Annotated in this window: 14 protein-coding genes and 1 CRISPR repeat array; of the genes, 4 read left to right on the top strand and 10 right to left on the bottom strand. The window is 41.8% G+C overall.

What is annotated here, in order from left to right; translation table 11 throughout:
- The first annotated feature begins 80 nt into the window (after nt 1-80).
- Both IEW82_RS07185 and IEW82_RS07180 read left to right on the top strand, forming a co-directional pair.
- A complete protein-coding gene (locus IEW82_RS07185; RefSeq protein ID WP_188691448.1) occupies nt 81-959 on the top strand; it encodes a TetR/AcrR family transcriptional regulator in 879 nt (292 codons plus the stop codon).
- A gap of 75 nt (nt 960-1,034) precedes the next feature.
- Nucleotides 1,035-1,685, top strand: coding sequence for a phosphatase PAP2 family protein (locus IEW82_RS07180; protein ID WP_188691445.1), 651 nt, complete (start codon nt 1,035-1,037; stop codon nt 1,683-1,685).
- Between the two features lie 217 nt (nt 1,686-1,902).
- On the opposite strand, the gene IEW82_RS07175 is transcribed toward IEW82_RS07180, so the two are convergent.
- The 3 genes from IEW82_RS07175 to IEW82_RS07165 all read right to left on the bottom strand — a co-directional run bounded on the left by IEW82_RS07175 (nt 1,903) and on the right by IEW82_RS07165 (nt 4,370).
- A complete protein-coding gene (locus IEW82_RS07175) occupies nt 1,903-2,652 on the bottom strand; it encodes a glucose 1-dehydrogenase (RefSeq protein ID WP_188691442.1) in 750 nt (249 codons plus the stop codon).
- A 25-nt stretch (nt 2,653-2,677) separates the two neighbouring features.
- The gene (locus tag IEW82_RS07170; protein ID WP_188691439.1) at nt 2,678-3,682 is read right to left on the bottom strand and encodes an aldo/keto reductase; all 1,005 of its coding nucleotides are present in this window, start codon (nt 3,680-3,682) and stop codon (nt 2,678-2,680) included.
- A 136-nt stretch (nt 3,683-3,818) separates the two neighbouring features.
- A complete protein-coding gene (locus IEW82_RS07165; RefSeq protein ID WP_188691437.1) occupies nt 3,819-4,370 on the bottom strand; it encodes an SDR family NAD(P)-dependent oxidoreductase in 552 nt (183 codons plus the stop codon).
- A 192-nt stretch (nt 4,371-4,562) separates the two neighbouring features.
- Here IEW82_RS07165 and IEW82_RS07160 point away from each other — a divergent pair, with 192 nt between their 5' ends.
- The gene (locus IEW82_RS07160) at nt 4,563-5,270 is read left to right on the top strand and encodes a DUF2927 domain-containing protein (protein ID WP_188691435.1); all 708 of its coding nucleotides are present in this window, start codon (nt 4,563-4,565) and stop codon (nt 5,268-5,270) included.
- A 44-nt stretch (nt 5,271-5,314) separates the two neighbouring features.
- Entirely contained in the window at nt 5,315-5,461 is a 147-nt protein-coding gene (locus tag IEW82_RS07155; protein WP_188691433.1) for a hypothetical protein, read from the top strand.
- A gap of 468 nt (nt 5,462-5,929) precedes the next feature.
- On the opposite strand, the gene IEW82_RS07150 is transcribed toward IEW82_RS07155, so the two are convergent.
- From IEW82_RS07150 to IEW82_RS07120, 7 genes are all read right to left on the bottom strand, one after another.
- Nucleotides 5,930-6,796: a DMT family transporter gene (locus IEW82_RS07150; protein ID WP_188691709.1), complete on the bottom strand. Its 867-nt coding sequence runs from the start codon at nt 6,794-6,796 to the stop codon at nt 5,930-5,932.
- Between the two features lie 169 nt (nt 6,797-6,965).
- Nucleotides 6,966-8,276 carry an MFS transporter gene (locus tag IEW82_RS07145; RefSeq protein ID WP_188691431.1) on the bottom strand — a complete coding sequence of 437 codons (1,311 nt, stop codon included), beginning with the start codon at nt 8,274-8,276 and terminating at the stop codon, nt 6,966-6,968.
- Nucleotides 8,277-8,876: 600 nt separating this feature from the next.
- Nucleotides 8,877-9,578: a CRISPR direct-repeat array (repeat unit 32 nt; unit sequence ATTTCAATCCACGCACTCATGAAGAGTGCGAC).
- Nucleotides 9,579-10,244: 666 nt separating this feature from the next.
- Entirely contained in the window at nt 10,245-10,559 is a 315-nt protein-coding gene (gene rhaM / locus IEW82_RS07140) for an L-rhamnose mutarotase (RefSeq protein ID WP_188691429.1), read from the bottom strand.
- Nucleotides 10,560-10,599: 40 nt separating this feature from the next.
- On the bottom strand, nt 10,600-11,367 hold the full coding sequence (locus tag IEW82_RS07135; protein WP_188691425.1) for a DeoR/GlpR family DNA-binding transcription regulator: 768 nt from the start codon (nt 11,365-11,367) through the stop codon (nt 10,600-10,602).
- A gap of 118 nt (nt 11,368-11,485) precedes the next feature.
- Nucleotides 11,486-12,742, bottom strand: coding sequence for an L-rhamnose isomerase (rhaA, locus tag IEW82_RS07130; protein WP_188691422.1), 1,257 nt, complete (start codon nt 12,740-12,742; stop codon nt 11,486-11,488).
- Nucleotides 12,743-12,759: 17 nt separating this feature from the next.
- Entirely contained in the window at nt 12,760-14,178 is a 1,419-nt protein-coding gene (gene rhaB / locus IEW82_RS07125; protein WP_188691420.1) for a rhamnulokinase, read from the bottom strand.
- A gap of 429 nt (nt 14,179-14,607) precedes the next feature.
- On the bottom strand, nt 14,608-15,573 hold the full coding sequence (locus tag IEW82_RS07120) for an AraC family transcriptional regulator (protein WP_188691417.1): 966 nt from the start codon (nt 15,571-15,573) through the stop codon (nt 14,608-14,610).
- Nucleotides 15,574-15,686: the final 113 nt, after the last annotated feature.

The raw sequence follows: 15,686 nt of genomic DNA, 5'->3' as shown, positions 1-15,686 counted from the left end.
TAGTTTAACAAATTAATGACGTTTTACTGTATAATAATAACTGACTGGTCATACTAAGCACATAAAGGAAAGTGAATAAGATGAAGGAAAAAAAGAAGCTCATCATTGAGTCTGCTATAAAACTCTTTGCCGAAAATGGCTTTCATAATACTAGCGTCCAAGAAATCGCTAACCATGCACAGATGTCTAAAGGGACCGTCTATTTATATTTTGACTCAAAGGAAGATCTCCTCTTAAAAATCTTCTACTACTATTACGATTCAATAAAGAATAAAATCAATTCAATAAACAAACTACAACTGACGCCAAAGGAAAAATTCACTAAACAAATCATGATCCAATTTGAGGAGATTCATGATAATCATAGCTTTTTCACGATGTTCATGCGCGAGCAAGCCCTTACCTTCCACGATGAGCTACATACATTGATCAAAAAAATGCGCACAGATACACTCCGATGGATAGAAAATAGCATTCTTGATATTTATGGATCAGAAGTCCAGCCTTACATTTATGATTTATTTTTTATTATTGAAGGGTTAGCCCAAAGCTATTTTAAACTGATATTTGATCAAGTGCCTCTTAACTTTGAACAGCTCGCTCACTTTATTATTCGCCGTTTTGATGACGTGGTTCAGGGGTTACTCTCATCGGGAGAACAACCCTTTTTACATGCTGATATGGCACTATCAGGCTTGGAGTGTTCTCATCACCATTCTGAAACCCCTATAACCTTTGAGCAGGTTACGAACGCTGTTAATGAATTGAAGGAAAAATTAGCAGAGAAAAATGATAATGAGGACATGCTCAGCTCTCTTGCCGTTCTCGAAAGTGAAATGAATGAGGAAACACCTAGACCGATCGTCATTCAAAGCATGCTCGCCAATATCAAAGGCGACCCAGCACTGCAGAACAGTAAAAAAATCATTGCAGATTATTTTCGTGTCAAAAGCAAATGAGAAAAGTAAGCGTGTCAATTGTATCAGAGCATCTCCTCTCTCTGCCGCTGAATCTTTTTTATGGAGACGTTAGTCATGAGCTTACATAAATCTTTTAAGCTATCCCTTTATATACTTGGATTTTTTCTTTTAACTGCCCTATTTTTTATCGTTGCTCATTATTATAATCACCCTGTCTTTCACCATTTCAATCGTCAGATCCAATCTGGGCTTTATAATGCCTATGGAAGGATTGGGTTTGATTTTTTTGGCTTTTTTACGTACGTAGGCTCGATTTATCTCGCACTCCCCTTGACGCTAATACTTGTCTTCTACACCCTTATGATCAAGCGCTACATGCTGTCGCTTCTATTGTTATACAATTTTTTTAGTGTCCGTTTTTTTAATGCATACTTAAAACAAATGTACCAGGAACCGCGTCCGACGCTCGCCCATCTCCTCCCTGCAAGCTCCTATAGCTTTCCGAGTGGTCATGCCATGAATGCGATCGCCTTTTTTGGTTTTCTTGCCTTTTTGCTCGTTACAGCATGGCAAACCCAACACAGACGTTGCACTTGGATATGGCTCATCGCCAGCTGCATCATAGTATGTATCGGCCTCAGCCGTATCTATCTTGGTGTTCACTTTCCTACGGATATTCTAGGTGGTTATTTGGCTGGTGGGGCTTGCTTAATGATCACTCTTGTTCTCTATACTCTCTTTGTAAAGCGACCGAGCGATTCATAAAACAAAAGAAGCCGAACAATTTCTCGGCTTCTCACGGCTTGTTATTCAGTTAGCTTTTTAAGGGATGGCAACCCATGTTCTTCCTTTTACTTTAACTGTGACCGCCCCCTGGGGTAAATCATCCAGCGTCAACGCTGTGATTTCCCTTGTCATTTACTATTTACTTTATTTACAGCAAACGCAGTGAAAGTTTCCATGAAGGCCTTAACCTCTTTCCTTATTCCTCATATATCATTTTTCTCGTCATGCCGCCATCAACAACGAGATTAATCCCCGTAACAAAATCATTGTCTTCCTGTGTAAGATAGAGACAAGCCTTGGCAATGTCCTCTGGCTTGCCAACTCTTTTTGAAAAATGCTGGACATGATCCTCCGCCCGAAGCGTAGAATAATCGCCTGTCTCAATCCATCCCGGAGAAATCGCATTGACAGTGATATGCTCCTCACTGAGTGACGCTGCCAACGCATGAGTGAGCGCAACAATGCCTCCTTTGGTGGCAGCATAGGGCTCGGAATGGGGCTCAGACATCAACGCACGTGTGGAAGCAATATTGACAATGGCTCCTCCCTGTGGATTCTCACGCATCACTTTGGCTGCCTCTCTTGAGCAAAGGAATACACTTCGCAGGTTGGTATGAATGACATCCTCCCACTCGTCTACAGTAAGCTGTGCCATTGGCTTAAATGCCCCTTTTCCAGCATTATTAACTAAAATATCAATTGTACCAAAGGCTTTAGTTGTCTCTTCCATCAAGTGCTGAATAGCCGCTTCACTGCGGACATCTGTTTGGATAAATTGTGCGGTTATTTGCCTGTCACGCAAGTGCTTTACCGTCTCATGACCCAGTCTATCATCTATATCAGCAATGATAATCTTTGCTCCTTTTTCACCATAAGCAAGTGCCACGCCTCGGCCAATGCCCTTTGCCGCACCGGTTACAATAACGACCTTATCAGAGAAGCTCACGTTCGTCTCACTCCTTATTGTCCCATTATCTCTCTTCACGACGCCGCGGTAAACGGAACCAGAGCTGATCAAGCCACTCTAAATCCTCTTCAGTTAATGGTTTGGAATCCGCAGCAGCAAGACTTGCATCTAATTGTTCCGGACGACTGGCCCCCATGATCGCAGACGTAATCCCTGGCTGTTGTGTTACCCAACGTACTGCGGTGGTCACCATATCATAACCATGCTCTTGGCACCACTTTTGATAGCTTTCCACGACATTAAACGTCGCTTCATGCCAATAACGACTCTGATAGAGATCCCCCGCTTTACTTACACCACCAAGACCAAAACGCGTGCCTTCTTCCACCTGATTCCCCCATTTGTAACGTCCTGTAAGCATCCCTCCTGCCAATGGATTATAGCTGATAATGCCCACGCCTTCGCTAACAGCCATTGGAACAAGCTCTTCCTCTATCATCCGGAATAATAGATTATAACGTGGCTGCACGCTTTCAATGCGAACAAAATTTTTCTGTTCAGAAATACCAAGAGCCTTTGCCACCTGCCAGCTGCGCCAATTGGATACCCCGATATAACGCACTTTTCCTTGAGTTACCAAATCGTCAAAAGCCCTCAATGTTTCATCTATCGGTGTACTTGGATCAAATTGATGGGCTTGATAGAGATCGAGATAGTCCGTCTTTAAACGACGCAAGCTTTGATCGACTGCATCAATAATATGCTTGCGGCTCAGGCCACGCTCATTGACGCCAGGTCCCATTGCCCCAAAGCATTTTGAAGCAAGAACGATCTTTTCCCTTTTTCCTTGCAGCCAATCGCCAATAATGGCTTCTGTTGCCCCCAGTTGCTCATAAGAACCACCAAGCGGATACATGTCTGCCGTATCAAAGAAGTTCACCCCTGCATCAAACGCTTTATCCATAATCGCAAATGCGGTTTCTTTATCAGCCTGATTCCCAAAGGTCATTGTTCCCAAGCACAAATTTGTAACTTTTAATCCTGAACGTCCAAGTGATCGTGTTTCCATAGTAACCTCCTTAGATGTGACTCACCGAGAAGAACGGTTTGTCTTATTAGCTTTTACTATAATGGATTGGGAGCAGGAATGCCTGTAAAATGCTTATTTCTCTCCTCACTTTAACGCTGGATGTGACACACCACGGTTATGGGTGCTGATCCCAAGGCGCCAATTGGCCGACGATGCTTTTTCCGCGATCGGTTTGAATGGCTTCAATCACACCGCCAGCAATTTCATCATGTGTAAGCCACCGAGAGGCGCCTGATTCCTCTACAATAAAGCCAAGTAAAATTTCTCGATATAGACAGTGATTAGGGATAGCTACAAGGGGCTTCGAAAGATACGCGGCACTTCCCCTAACTCTGAAAAGGCGCCAGACGTTAGTCTCTGAACCATTCACACCCTTTATTAAAGTATCGAAAGCTTCAGGCGCATCAGAATGAATCCAACTGACGACTAAGTGAATCGCCCCCCGCTGCACTTGTATAGTCTCTAGCATTGTATTGAAGAGATCCGTTTGGCGATAATCAATCGCAACCGGATGGATATCCCCTTCTCCATCAGCTGCCTCCACAACCGCCTGTAAACGCTCCTGATTTCTTCCCATTACAGACACAGCATAGCCTTGCTGAGCAAGCCAGATACTCACCTTCTTCAACATTCCTGTTCCTCCAACAACCAATACATGCTTCTTCATTCTTATTCCCCCATGAACTGATAGTATATGACCATAATTTTATCATGCTTAATAGGCTGCTAGCTTTTAAATGTCCCCTGCCACACTGATTGAGAAAATATGACCTCTTTGACAAAACATGATAATCTGAATATATGAACAGAAAATTGTCAATATTTCTTTTAAAAGGAATATTTTCTAGGGAGTGTGACCATGACTGTGATACGCTTGCTATGTCTAGTCCTATGCTTTATCACACTAGCTTCTTGTACCCCTTCTCACCCGTCTACTGAAAAAGCCAAAGTCTCCCTATCTCAACGTGCTTATAGTCGACAAGCTGTTGATTATTTTGAAGCTATCGCTTTAGGGGCAGAATATGGAGGTGCACCCGTGATTCGTAAGTGGCAGCACGCCACCATTAGTATCCGTCCTTTTGGTACACCAACCACTGAGGATCTTCACACCATAAAACAAGTGGCTCAGGATCTCAATCCCCTTCTCACAACAGTCAAAGTGAAAGTCATTTCTCAGGGTAAAGCCAATATTAATGTTTATTTCGTTCCCGAATATGACTTTCCTCACTACATTCCAAGCTATCATGCCGGAAACCTCGGTTATTTCAATTATCGGTCTAATGATAAGAACGTGATCACCCATGCCGATGTGGTAGTTGACAGTCAAACCATAACTCAAAGAATCCGGAATCACTTAATTCGAGAAGAGATCACTCAAAGCTTTGGCTTAGCTAAGGATTCGATGCGCTATAGTGATAGCATTTTCTATCAGCCGGCTTCCTATGTCCAGGCTTATTCATCTTTGGATAAAACAATCATTCAACTGCTTTATAGCCCCCTCATTCACCCCGGTATGACAAAGAGCGATATTGAAAAAACATTGAAGCCATTCATCCCTAACGAATAGTCCGTCTCTTTAAGGAAAAACTAGACATCAGGAGGTGTAAAACATTGACAGAGACCAGCAACAAGAAGAGAGCTCCACAAGATATTAAAGATATAGCGGAAAAGCAAATGAACGAAGGCGGGATTTGGTCAAGCAGCAACAGCAGCGAAGCTATTGCTGAAAAACCAACTGAAACAAAGACAGAGGACTAGAATCGAAAATATAAGACAGTGGAAGAAATCTAATCAATAAAGAGCAAATCCGCGGTGTAAGCTTCCGAATTTAGGGGGATGCATAACTAATGGTTGCGGCATGTTGACAAATCCAGGGGGGAGCGCAACAAAAGGCAGACCCTTTTTAACAAAAGCCTGCCACAAAATAACGAATAACCCCCGAAGTTTCCAAAAAGAGAACAAATCCGCAAGGTCAGTTTCCAAATCCATGGGTAAGCGTAACAAAAGGCTGCGGCATGTTGACAAATCCAGGGGGGAGCGTAAAAAAAGGCTTCCTCAAATAACAAAAGCCTGCTACACATACAGGGGACTACTTCTTTTTACTTAAAAAGGCCCCATAGTTTTTTCTGGTTTTTATTAAGGTATTTAATTGTTTTCACTCCAAGACAAGTGTTGGACATTCCTTTATGATCTTGTAAGCAAAAGAGAGGCGCAGCATTAAGTTTATTATGATGCCGCCTCTTTGCTCCTTTGATTGTTGCGAATGAACATATAGATTAGCGCAGCGAGTATGCAAGCATAACCGATGAGGCTATATCCGTCTGGCCATTGCTTGAAAATAACAATGCTTAGAATCGTCGAATAAAGAACAGTTGAATAGAAAAAAACTGAAATTTCACTTGCTGGAGCAAATTTATAAGCCAAGGTAATGCCAAATTGCCCAATGGTCGCAAAAACCCCCGCAAGTAAGAGATAGACGAGCTGTTTAAGTGACATCGGCTCATAATAATAAATCGTAAACGGCAGCAAAACAACCGTTGCAAAAAATGAAAAATAAAAAACAACGGTATAATATTTTTCTTTGTTTCCTAAGACACGCAAAAAAGTATAAGCTCCCGCTGCAAAAACAGAACCTAGAAACCCAAAGGCATAAGGAATAGTCGCTGCCGAAAACTCTGGTTTGATAATAAAGAGCGCTCCGACCAAAGCAACGATGACACACAGCCATTGATAAGGTTTAACCTTCTCCTTCAAAAAGAGCGCCGAAAAGATAATGAGTAGGAATGGACTGAGTTTATTCAGCATTTCTGAGTCTGATAAAATCAAATGATCAATCGCATAAAAATTGAGCAGGATGCCCAATGTTCCAAAGGTCGACCGTAATATTAAAATCACCTGATTTTCTTTTCGTCCAAAAACACGTTCCTTGTGATAAAGAACAAAACCAAAGGCGACAACCGCCGACACAAGATTTCTAAATAAGGTTTTTTGTACGGTTGGCAAATCCCCTGATAGCTTCACAAAAACAGCCATCATCGCAAAGCCAAAGGCTGAAGCTAACAGTAATAAAATGCCTTTATTTTTATTGCTCATCATAGCCTCCAACAAATCAAAAGATAACGTGCGACAAGCGCGTGGTCTACTACTTGGACTTTTAAACTTTTTGCGATAGTGGAACAAAAAAACGAACCTACCATCGGCAAGTCCGTTTCTATCGTAATATAGTTTTTGATTATGCGCAAATCACATTGCCTTAGTAATCTTAGGCTTGCTTTTTCGAGAGGTCAGAAAGCTCTTCCCCGAAACGTTCTCTTTCAATATCCCTCAGCGATTTTCCCTGAGTATCTGGAGCCAAGATTACTCCGATAATAAAGTGAATGACCAAGAAGATGATCATGACAATTCCAGCGACTTGAAAGCCAAGCGTATCCATAATTGTTGGCAGTAAAAATGACCAAATCGCGATCCCCGTGCGCACCACAAAGTACATAAAGCCTTGAGCTCCAGCACGATACTTGGTCGGGAATAATTCACTCGCCCACAGGCCATAAAAGGCTTGAGCACCAAATCCAGCGGCACTTCCCCATAAAATAACAAAGGCAAAGAGAGTAAACCAGTTCATTGCAGCAAAGGTTAGCAACAGCCATGCCACAATGCCCATCACTGCTCCTAGCCCAAAGAGAAAACGCCGACTATACTTATCACCAAGCTTCATAAAAACAAAGAATGTAGTGGCCACAGTAAGTCCCCATAGAAGCACTTGAAGCAGGTTAGCTTGGACGTTTGACAGCCCGCCGACATGCTCATAAATATACGGCATAAAATACCCCATGGCACCAGCGGTCAGATTCCAAAAAAGATAGATCCCGACTAACAAAAACAGGGCTTGACGATTCATCTTTAAGCTAAATAGTTCTTTAAAGGAACGCTTCGATACGACCTGTGCTCCTTTATTATTTTCAGCTTTTTCTTGTTCTTCCTTCCAAAGTGTCGATTCCGATAACCCTTGGCGAATATACCATGTTATAAATGCGATAATCAGTAAATGAATAAAAATAATGCGGCTACCTAAAAGTCCGAGTGGCGCAAGTAATACAGCTAATAAAAAGGTAAGGGCAGGGCCGGTTGACCAAGCTAATTGTGCTGTCCCAACATGTGCCGCCCGTTTTTCATGAGGCGCTTCTTCAGCAATATAAGTCCATGAGGCCGGAACGCCTGCACCAACAGCGATACCTGTAATAATAGTACCAATGAGAAGCATCGGCAGGTTAAATGAAAAAGCAATTAGTAAAACCCCGAGCATATAGAGCAGCAAATCATAGGCATAAATAAATTTACGACCGTATTTATCGCATAAATAACCTCCCAATAACGCACCAACTGCCGCTCCAAATGCGTTGGCACTTAACGCGCTCAACAAGCCAATTGCTACACTATTGAGATGGAGGTAGGCCTGCCACAATGATAAACTACTTGCAGCTGCGATAATGGATCCCGCTTCAATGTAATTGGCCATCGCTACTGATATCGTTGCCTTCCAACCTGTCGTTGATCGACTACCAATTTTAACCATCGGTATTCCCCCTTGCGATTGTTGCCTATACGTAGACAACGGATCTTAATGTTGATCAAATACTCACTTGAAGTGAAGCGTATTCAAAAATGGACCTAAGTGACAAATGACAAGTTCTAATCATTTGGATTTTCTTTTGAATATAAAATATTCCAAAGCTGTTATTAAAATGATAGCGCTTTTATCCTTATAAGTCAACATAAAACAAACATATTACAGATTGTTTAATTTTGTTTATTTATTTTTATTTGGTTTAAAAATATCACTGCTTAAAAACCATACTTAAATAGGCCTTTTTGTCTATATATATTGCGGCTAACTCAAAAACACCAGAGTTTTTAACCTTTCGATACATCACCGCTAATTCTGATTTTACGAATGTCTAGTTTTGGTTATATTTTTTTTGTTAACATAATCAGAAAAATTAAGTTATCACTATGCCTTTAACAGCGAAAATCAAAGTTACACTTATACTATCTTCCTTTGAAAGCGCCAGCGAAATTATAAATTGTGCTAGTATAAAAAAATTCTCCTTATGCCATGCATAAGGAGCAGCCCAATCGTGTTAAAATTTTAGTTTTCTATATATTCAATGCATTTTCTTTCATCCAAGCACTCATGAAGAGTGCGACGCCGACGATCAAGGTAATCGGGAGATTGAGGGTATCATTTCAATCCACGCACTCATGAAGAGTGCGACTTCGGTACGTATTTAGTTACCGTAACTTGCTTCGATTTCAATCCACGCACTCATGAAGAGTGCGACAGTGATCGCGACGCAACGATGACGGCAATCATCATTTCAATCCACGCACTCATGAAGAGTGCGACGTCGTTGCAGTCTTGGGGGATGATGATAGTACAGGAGATTTCAATCCACGCACTCATGAAGAGTGCGACGCTTCATAAAAGTTCTGAGGTGTTGGGTTATCAACATTTCAATCCACGCACTCATGAAGAGTGCGACATATTCTACAGCTTTGCATGATTCGTTCGTACTACATTTCAATCCACGCACTCATGAAGAGTGCGACACGTAAAAGCTCGGCGTGCGGTCGCTGCGAAAAGGCATTTCAATCCACGCACTCATGAAGAGTGCGACGTTTTTAAAGTATAGTTACACTACAGTATAGATATTTCAATCCACGCACTCATGAAGAGTGCGACAGCCACGGTTGACGGCGTTAAACGACGTAGTCCCTACATTTCAATCCACGCACTCATGAAGAGTGCGACTTAACTTTCTTTGATTCTTCTGTTTTACTACTCTATTTCAATCCACGCACTCATGAAGAGTGCGACTGCGAAATCTAGTAAAAATCTCCTAATAAAATTACATTTTTACTAAAAAACCGCTTTTATTTTACAATAAAAACCCATTAAAGGAAATGAAAATAATAAAATTAGACGTATATGTGGTGCGAATCTCCCTAGTATTTTATGTTCGCTTCACATTCGCACCTAAGTTTTTGCCTTTTATAATCCTAGTATAACATGCTTGCTTGTCCGTATTTAAGAAAAAGTGGCAAAAAGGATTATACCTTTTAATTAAGGATTTTTATTTATCGTTTTGTTATTTCCCCCATAGATTGATTATGCCCTCCTCTCATTTGGAAACCTGTCCTTGAATTTGTTAGATTGCACGTGACTTTTGTTATAATAATCATGCTATTTGTTACACCCGCATCCTGATTCGGAAACTTATACCTCGGATTTGTTCTTTATTTGTTCTCTTCAGCCTTGATTTGTTCCGTTGGGCTGGAGATTTGTTAAAAGGCGCCTGCCTTTTGTTCCTTTGGAGCCGCTTTTGTTAACTTGTCCCTGTCATTTGTTACGCTCACCCTCTGATTCGGAATTTTGCCCCCTGAGTTGTTCTCCATTTTGTTCACATCAGCATTATGAAGCCTTAAAAATGGCACCGGCTCATTAATGACAATAGAAAAAGCCTAGTTTTCACTAGACTTGGAGTTATTCTAAATAAAAAACTTCATCTAAATCCTCGCTGACTGGACTTGCATCAGGATTAGTCGTCATTAGTGGCTCCATATATGCCCACCATCTTCGACAAACCTCAGTATTGGCCATCTCTGCCCATCTTTCTTCACTTTCAATTTCTAAGTAAGCAAATAGCTGTCCAGTTGGACGATGGAGGAAAATGGAGTAATGATGAACACCATGTTTTTTTAATTCGGCAGCCATATCCGGCCAAAGTTCATCATGGCGGCGTTGGTATTCGTCGAAGGCAGCTTTGTTGACGTACATGATCGACGCTTTTCTCAGCATAGATTCCCCTCTTTTCATTGAATCAGTTTAATAAAAGGCATTACTTTAAAACAGGAACAACCTCGTATTCAATAGCATGCTCGAGCAAAGTCGCACGATAGGTCTCATCTAAGTGATCTGTCATTACACAATCTACATCAGCCAAGGGCGCAATTTGAACAAAGGTCTGACTATCAAACTTTGTGGAATCGACCATCAATATCGTCTCGTCCGCAATGGCCATCATCTGTCTTTTCAATAAAGCCTGCCATTCGTTAGAGTCTGTTAATCCGCCTTTCAAGTCCACGCCTTTGCAGGATAAAAAGGCTTTGTGCACATGGTACATCGTCAATGAGCGTTCTGCCAGCGGGCCTACATAAGAGAGTGATTTTGGTGATAGCATGCCTCCTGTTGAAATGACCTTAATGTGTTCTTTTTTGCTAAGTTCCAGACATACTTTGATAGAATTAGTGATCACCGTAAGTGGCTGGTCTGGCAATTCCTTCGCCATGTACCATGCCGTAGTACTCGCATCCAAAACAATATATTCACCTGGCTGTATGCGTTTGACCGCTTCAACAGCAATCGCTCGCTTCTCAGCCGCGTTCGTAATCTCTCTTTCCGTATAAGAAATCTCTGACTGTTCATCAGCAATGCTGATCGCCCCGCCGTGACTTCTTAATAACAGCTTCTCTTTTTCGAGCTTTTCCAGATCTCTGCGAATCGTCTCCTCAGTTACAGAGAATATTTTGCTTAGCTCTGTGACGCGAATACTTAAGCGTTCATTTACAAGTTCAACAATTTTTTTCTGTCTCTCAGCAACAAGCACCTTTATCCATCCCATCTCTTTATTTTTGTTCTATGTTGTTTTTTTTGTTTTTGTCTGTTCTCATACCACTATACCATAATATGAGGAGAGGGATGTCTCGTCTTTTCTCTAAATACGTTTAAGAGCGAAGGGAGAGAACAGCCTTTTCATAGGTTTTGATGTCGTCCAACCACGCCTCTCTTGTTGGAACACCCATGGTCTCACAATAATAATCCCATACCGCTCCAAAGGGATAGGTTTTAAACTCCTCCATCAATGCCAGCCGTTCTGTAAAATTCCCCTCTTCCTGCAGCGCTTTAAGCTGTTTTGCAGGTGTGAGTAGAGCATAGAGCAGAGCCTTGAGCATGTTCCGTGTCCCAATCACCCAGGCAGCAACCCGGTTGATACTTGCATCAAAAAAGTCTAGACCAATCATCACTTTATCTAACGCATCATTTCGGACAATCTCATGAGCAATTTCACGAAGCTCATCATCTAAAATGACCACATGATCGCTATCCCAGCGCACGGGTCTAGAAACATGTAAAGCTAATTTATCACTGTACAACAGCATTGATGAAATCTTATTTGAGACTGCTTCTGTGGGATGAAAATGCCCCGTGTCTAACAAACATAACTTATTGTTTTTCAAGGCATAACCAAGGTAAAATTCATGAGAGCCAACGACATAGGCCTCAGAGCCAATGCCAAATAGCTTGCTTTCAATTGCATCCAAATTGTAGGCTTCATCAATAGCGACAGCAAAAATTTTATCTAAGGACTCTTTTAAGCGTTGTCTTGGTGTTAAACGATCACTCGGAATATCCTTATAGCCATCTGGAATCCAAATATTTGTGAGAGCAGGAGTTCCAAGCTCCTTACCAAAGTATTCAGCAATCCGCCGGCTAGCAATACAATGCCGGATCCAAAACTCCCTTATTTCCCGATCAGGATGTGCGAGTGTCAGCCCGTCATCAGCCTTTGGATGGGCGAATAAAGTGGGGTTAAAGTCTAGGCCTAGACCATTTTCTTTCGCCCAGCTTACCCATTGCTCAAAATGCTTAGGTTCAAGCTGATCCCTTTCTACAGCCTCCCCAGCCGTTTCCGCATAAATGCTGTGAAGGTTGACACGGTGCTTGCCTGGAATTAAGGACAACGCTTTTTCCAGATCACTTCGTAATTCTTCAGGTGTCGATGCTTTACCAGGATAATTCCCAGTAACGTCAATCCCTCCAGATAATTCATTACGATTCACTTCAAAGCCACCAATATCATCCCCTTGCCAGCAATGAATAGAAATGGGAATCATCTTAAGCTTCTCCAGCACCTCATCAACCGAAATTCCCCATTTTTCATAAGCAGCCTTAGCGTACGCATAATTTTCTCTAATCGTCATGTCCATCATCCTCCTCATTATTGAACAAAATGTTCGGCTGGTAGATAGGTTTTCACGTCAAAAGACTGTCTGATTAACATACGCGCCTCTTGTAAATCAGTAATCTCACCAAGCGCCATGAGCTGTGCACTCAAATTGCCTATCGCTGTTGCTTCAACTGGACCCGCATTGACCCGTTTTTGAGTGGCATTCGCCAGCAGTTGATTAAGATATTCGTTTTGACAGCCGCCGCCAATTACATTGATCGTCTGAAAGGGTCTTTCAAAAATATCTTCAATTTCCTGAACCGCCTTTTTATAACTCAGCGCTAAGCTTTCATAAATGCATTTTGCCAGTTCGCCAGGTGTCTGTGGAACCGGTTGCCCCGCCTCACGACAAGCTGCCTGAACCTCGTCTATCATATGATCAGGGTTAAGAAAACGATCAGCATTAACATCAATCAGCGAATGAAAATGCGTTGCTTCCTTGGCAAGCTCCACAAGCTCACTAAATGAGTAAGCATGATCATAAAGCCGCTTGACTTCCTGGATCATCCAAAGCCCCATGATATTTTTTAAGAATCGGAAGCGGTAGTCGAGTCCCCCTTCATTTGTAAAGTTATAGTCAAGGGCTTTTGTCACACAGATTGGAAAGTGGTTCTCCACACCAATAAGTGACCATGTTCCAGAGCTAATATAAATTGAATCGGCTTGCTCCGGCATAGAAAGCACCGCCGAGCCAGTGTCATGCGTCGCTGGGAGTATCACCTGCATCTCCCAGCCAAAGCAATCGGTCAGTTCCTTTTTTACTGGGCCTAAAACGGTTTTTGGCCTATGGATCTCCTGAAACATCTCCTCATTAAGCCCTAAGGCTTTAAGCAATCCATGATCCCAACGCTTCGTGAAGGCATTTACCAATTGAGTCGATGTTGCATTTGTATACTCATTCGCTTTTCGCCCTGTTAGTAGAAAGTTAAAATAGTCGGGAATCATTAGAAAGGTCTTCGCCTTCTCAAGGACCTTCGGATGCTGTTTTTTTAGGGCATAGAGCTGATAGAGCGTATTAAATTTTTGAAATTGAATCCCAGTCTCCAAATACAGTCTCTCTTTCATGATGATTTGAAAGACTTCCTCCATCATCCCATCGGTTCTTGCATCGCGATACGCAACAGCATCCGTGAGGCGCTCGTCCGCTTCATCAAGAAGGACAAAATCGACTGCCCATGTATCAATACCGATACTTGCCGGTTGGATACCGATAGCTTTACATTTTTGAATCCCCTTACAAATTTCAGCAAAGAGGCGCTCAACCTCCCAGCACACATGACTGTCCTTTTTTACCAACCTATTCTCAAAGCGATAAACCTCCTGAAGCACAAGTCTCCCTGCCTCGATATGCCCGAGTATACATCTCCCACTCGACGCGCCAATATCTATGGCTAAACTATACGTTGTCATACACACCAGCCCTCTTTGTAAACGCTTGCTTTACATCTATTTTACGCTCCAAAAAAGCGAAAATACATGACCTGAGTTATCTTTTTATTGTCCTTATTTGCCAGTTATAGATGAGTACTTCTTGATAACTCCCCTCTTCTTTTAACCAAAACCAATGAAAAAGTTCCCTGTTCTTATTTTTATCATACACAAGAAAGGTTCGGAAGCTGATTGCAATGGAGGGTCCTCGCTTTCCACAGGGGAGTGGTAAGACTTCTCGAGCTGCGCCCTGTGGGGCTGACCGATCTCCCATATCATGAGTCAGCGGCGCCCGAAGAACACACGATTTTAAAGTGTTCCGAGTTTCTCGTGACTTCACACTTTTAGTAGTTTTCCACTGGCCTCCTTTTAACCTGCTGGGAAGAGCACCATTGAAAAAACAGCAACGGATTATGTCATCCGTTGCTGACGATATTGATTGGGTGTCACGCCATATTTCTTTTTAAAGATTCGATAAAAATAACTCATATTATCATAGCCCACTTGCTCAACAATCATAGCAATTGGTGTCTGCGTCGTCTCTAATAATTCCCTGGCTTTGCTAAGTCTCTTTTTCTGCAAGAGTGCTTTAAATGTAGCCCCGGTTTCTTTTTTGATAACTTTACTCAGTCCATAGTGGGTTTGATTCAATTGCTCTGCCAGAGCCTGTAAAGAACCGTCTTTAAAATGACTCTCAATATAATTCAATACTTCAATTAAAAGCTGATGCTGATGAGTGTATGCTTCATCATGCTCAATTTTCTCTAGATGCTTAGTCAATTCAAGCATCAATAATCCCATATACAATTTAATTGTTGGTTCCGACAAGGCGGTGGGCCGCATCATTTCCCATATAATTTTTTGAATAAGCGCCTGAATCTCCTTGACATGTGCCACTTTGAAAAAGAGAAATTGGCCATTCTGCGAGGTGTTATACAAACTATTGATTAAAAAATCAGTGACCATATTTTCAGAGGTTAGAAACGAAAAGATGAATTCAAAGAATTCCGGCTGGATAATAAAGTTAATGATGATGTCTTCTGTTTGACTAGCCGCAATCTCATGTTCAATATGTTGATTGAGAAACAATAACTCACCTTTCCTAAGGGTCAAAGCCTTGTTGCCAACCTTTTGTCGCAGCTGGCCATTAAAAACATAATTCAATTCAATGTAATTATGACGATGCTTCGGAAAATCAACGAACCGTGTATGCTTGCGGATCATGATCATTTTATCAGGATTAAGGAACTTCTCACTTTCAATTACAAAATGTTGCTGACTTGTGTATAGCTCTTTTCTTACCGCTTTATCGGTTTGCACAATCGCTTGTTCCTCATCGGTTAATACCAAGAGCTCTTTTAATAGCACTTCTCTCATACCTGTCATCCTTTACCCTATGAGCTTTTACTTTATTATATAAATTGGCGCATTTCTTAGCCAATTTACTATTAGAAAACTTGGCTTGCACCACTTCGCTGGTACTCCTGATG

Source organism: Pullulanibacillus camelliae (assembly GCF_014642655.1).
GTDB classification, from domain to species: Bacteria; Bacillota; Bacilli; order Bacillales; family Sporolactobacillaceae; genus Pullulanibacillus; species Pullulanibacillus camelliae.
Note: the sequence above shows the minus strand (reverse complement) of the source record. Positions and strands in the feature narration are given on the sequence as shown.

Bases quoted from the DNA above. Each gene is read 5' to 3' on its own strand.
- IEW82_RS07185 (WP_188691448.1), top strand. From the start codon at position 81: ATGAAGGAAAAAAAGAAGCTCATCATTGAGTCTGCTATAAAACTCTTT.
- IEW82_RS07165 (WP_188691437.1), bottom strand. From the start codon at position 4,370: ATGAAGAAGCATGTATTGGTTGTTGGAGGAACAGGAATGTTGAAGAAG.
- rhaB (WP_188691420.1), bottom strand. From the start codon at position 14,178: ATGACAACGTATAGTTTAGCCATAGATATTGGCGCGTCGAGTGGGAGA.
- IEW82_RS07170 (WP_188691439.1), bottom strand. From the start codon at position 3,682: ATGGAAACACGATCACTTGGACGTTCAGGATTAAAAGTTACAAATTTG.
- IEW82_RS07145 (WP_188691431.1), bottom strand. From the start codon at position 8,276: ATGGTTAAAATTGGTAGTCGATCAACGACAGGTTGGAAGGCAACGATA.
- IEW82_RS07120 (WP_188691417.1), bottom strand. From the start codon at position 15,573: ATGAGAGAAGTGCTATTAAAAGAGCTCTTGGTATTAACCGATGAGGAA.
- IEW82_RS07180 (WP_188691445.1), top strand. From the start codon at position 1,035: ATGAGCTTACATAAATCTTTTAAGCTATCCCTTTATATACTTGGATTT.
- rhaM (WP_188691429.1), bottom strand. From the start codon at position 10,559: ATGCTGAGAAAAGCGTCGATCATGTACGTCAACAAAGCTGCCTTCGAC.
- rhaA (WP_188691422.1), bottom strand. From the start codon at position 12,742: ATGACGATTAGAGAAAATTATGCGTACGCTAAGGCTGCTTATGAAAAA.
- IEW82_RS07160 (WP_188691435.1), top strand. From the start codon at position 4,563: ATGACTGTGATACGCTTGCTATGTCTAGTCCTATGCTTTATCACACTA.
- IEW82_RS07150 (WP_188691709.1), bottom strand. From the start codon at position 6,796: ATGAGCAATAAAAATAAAGGCATTTTATTACTGTTAGCTTCAGCCTTT.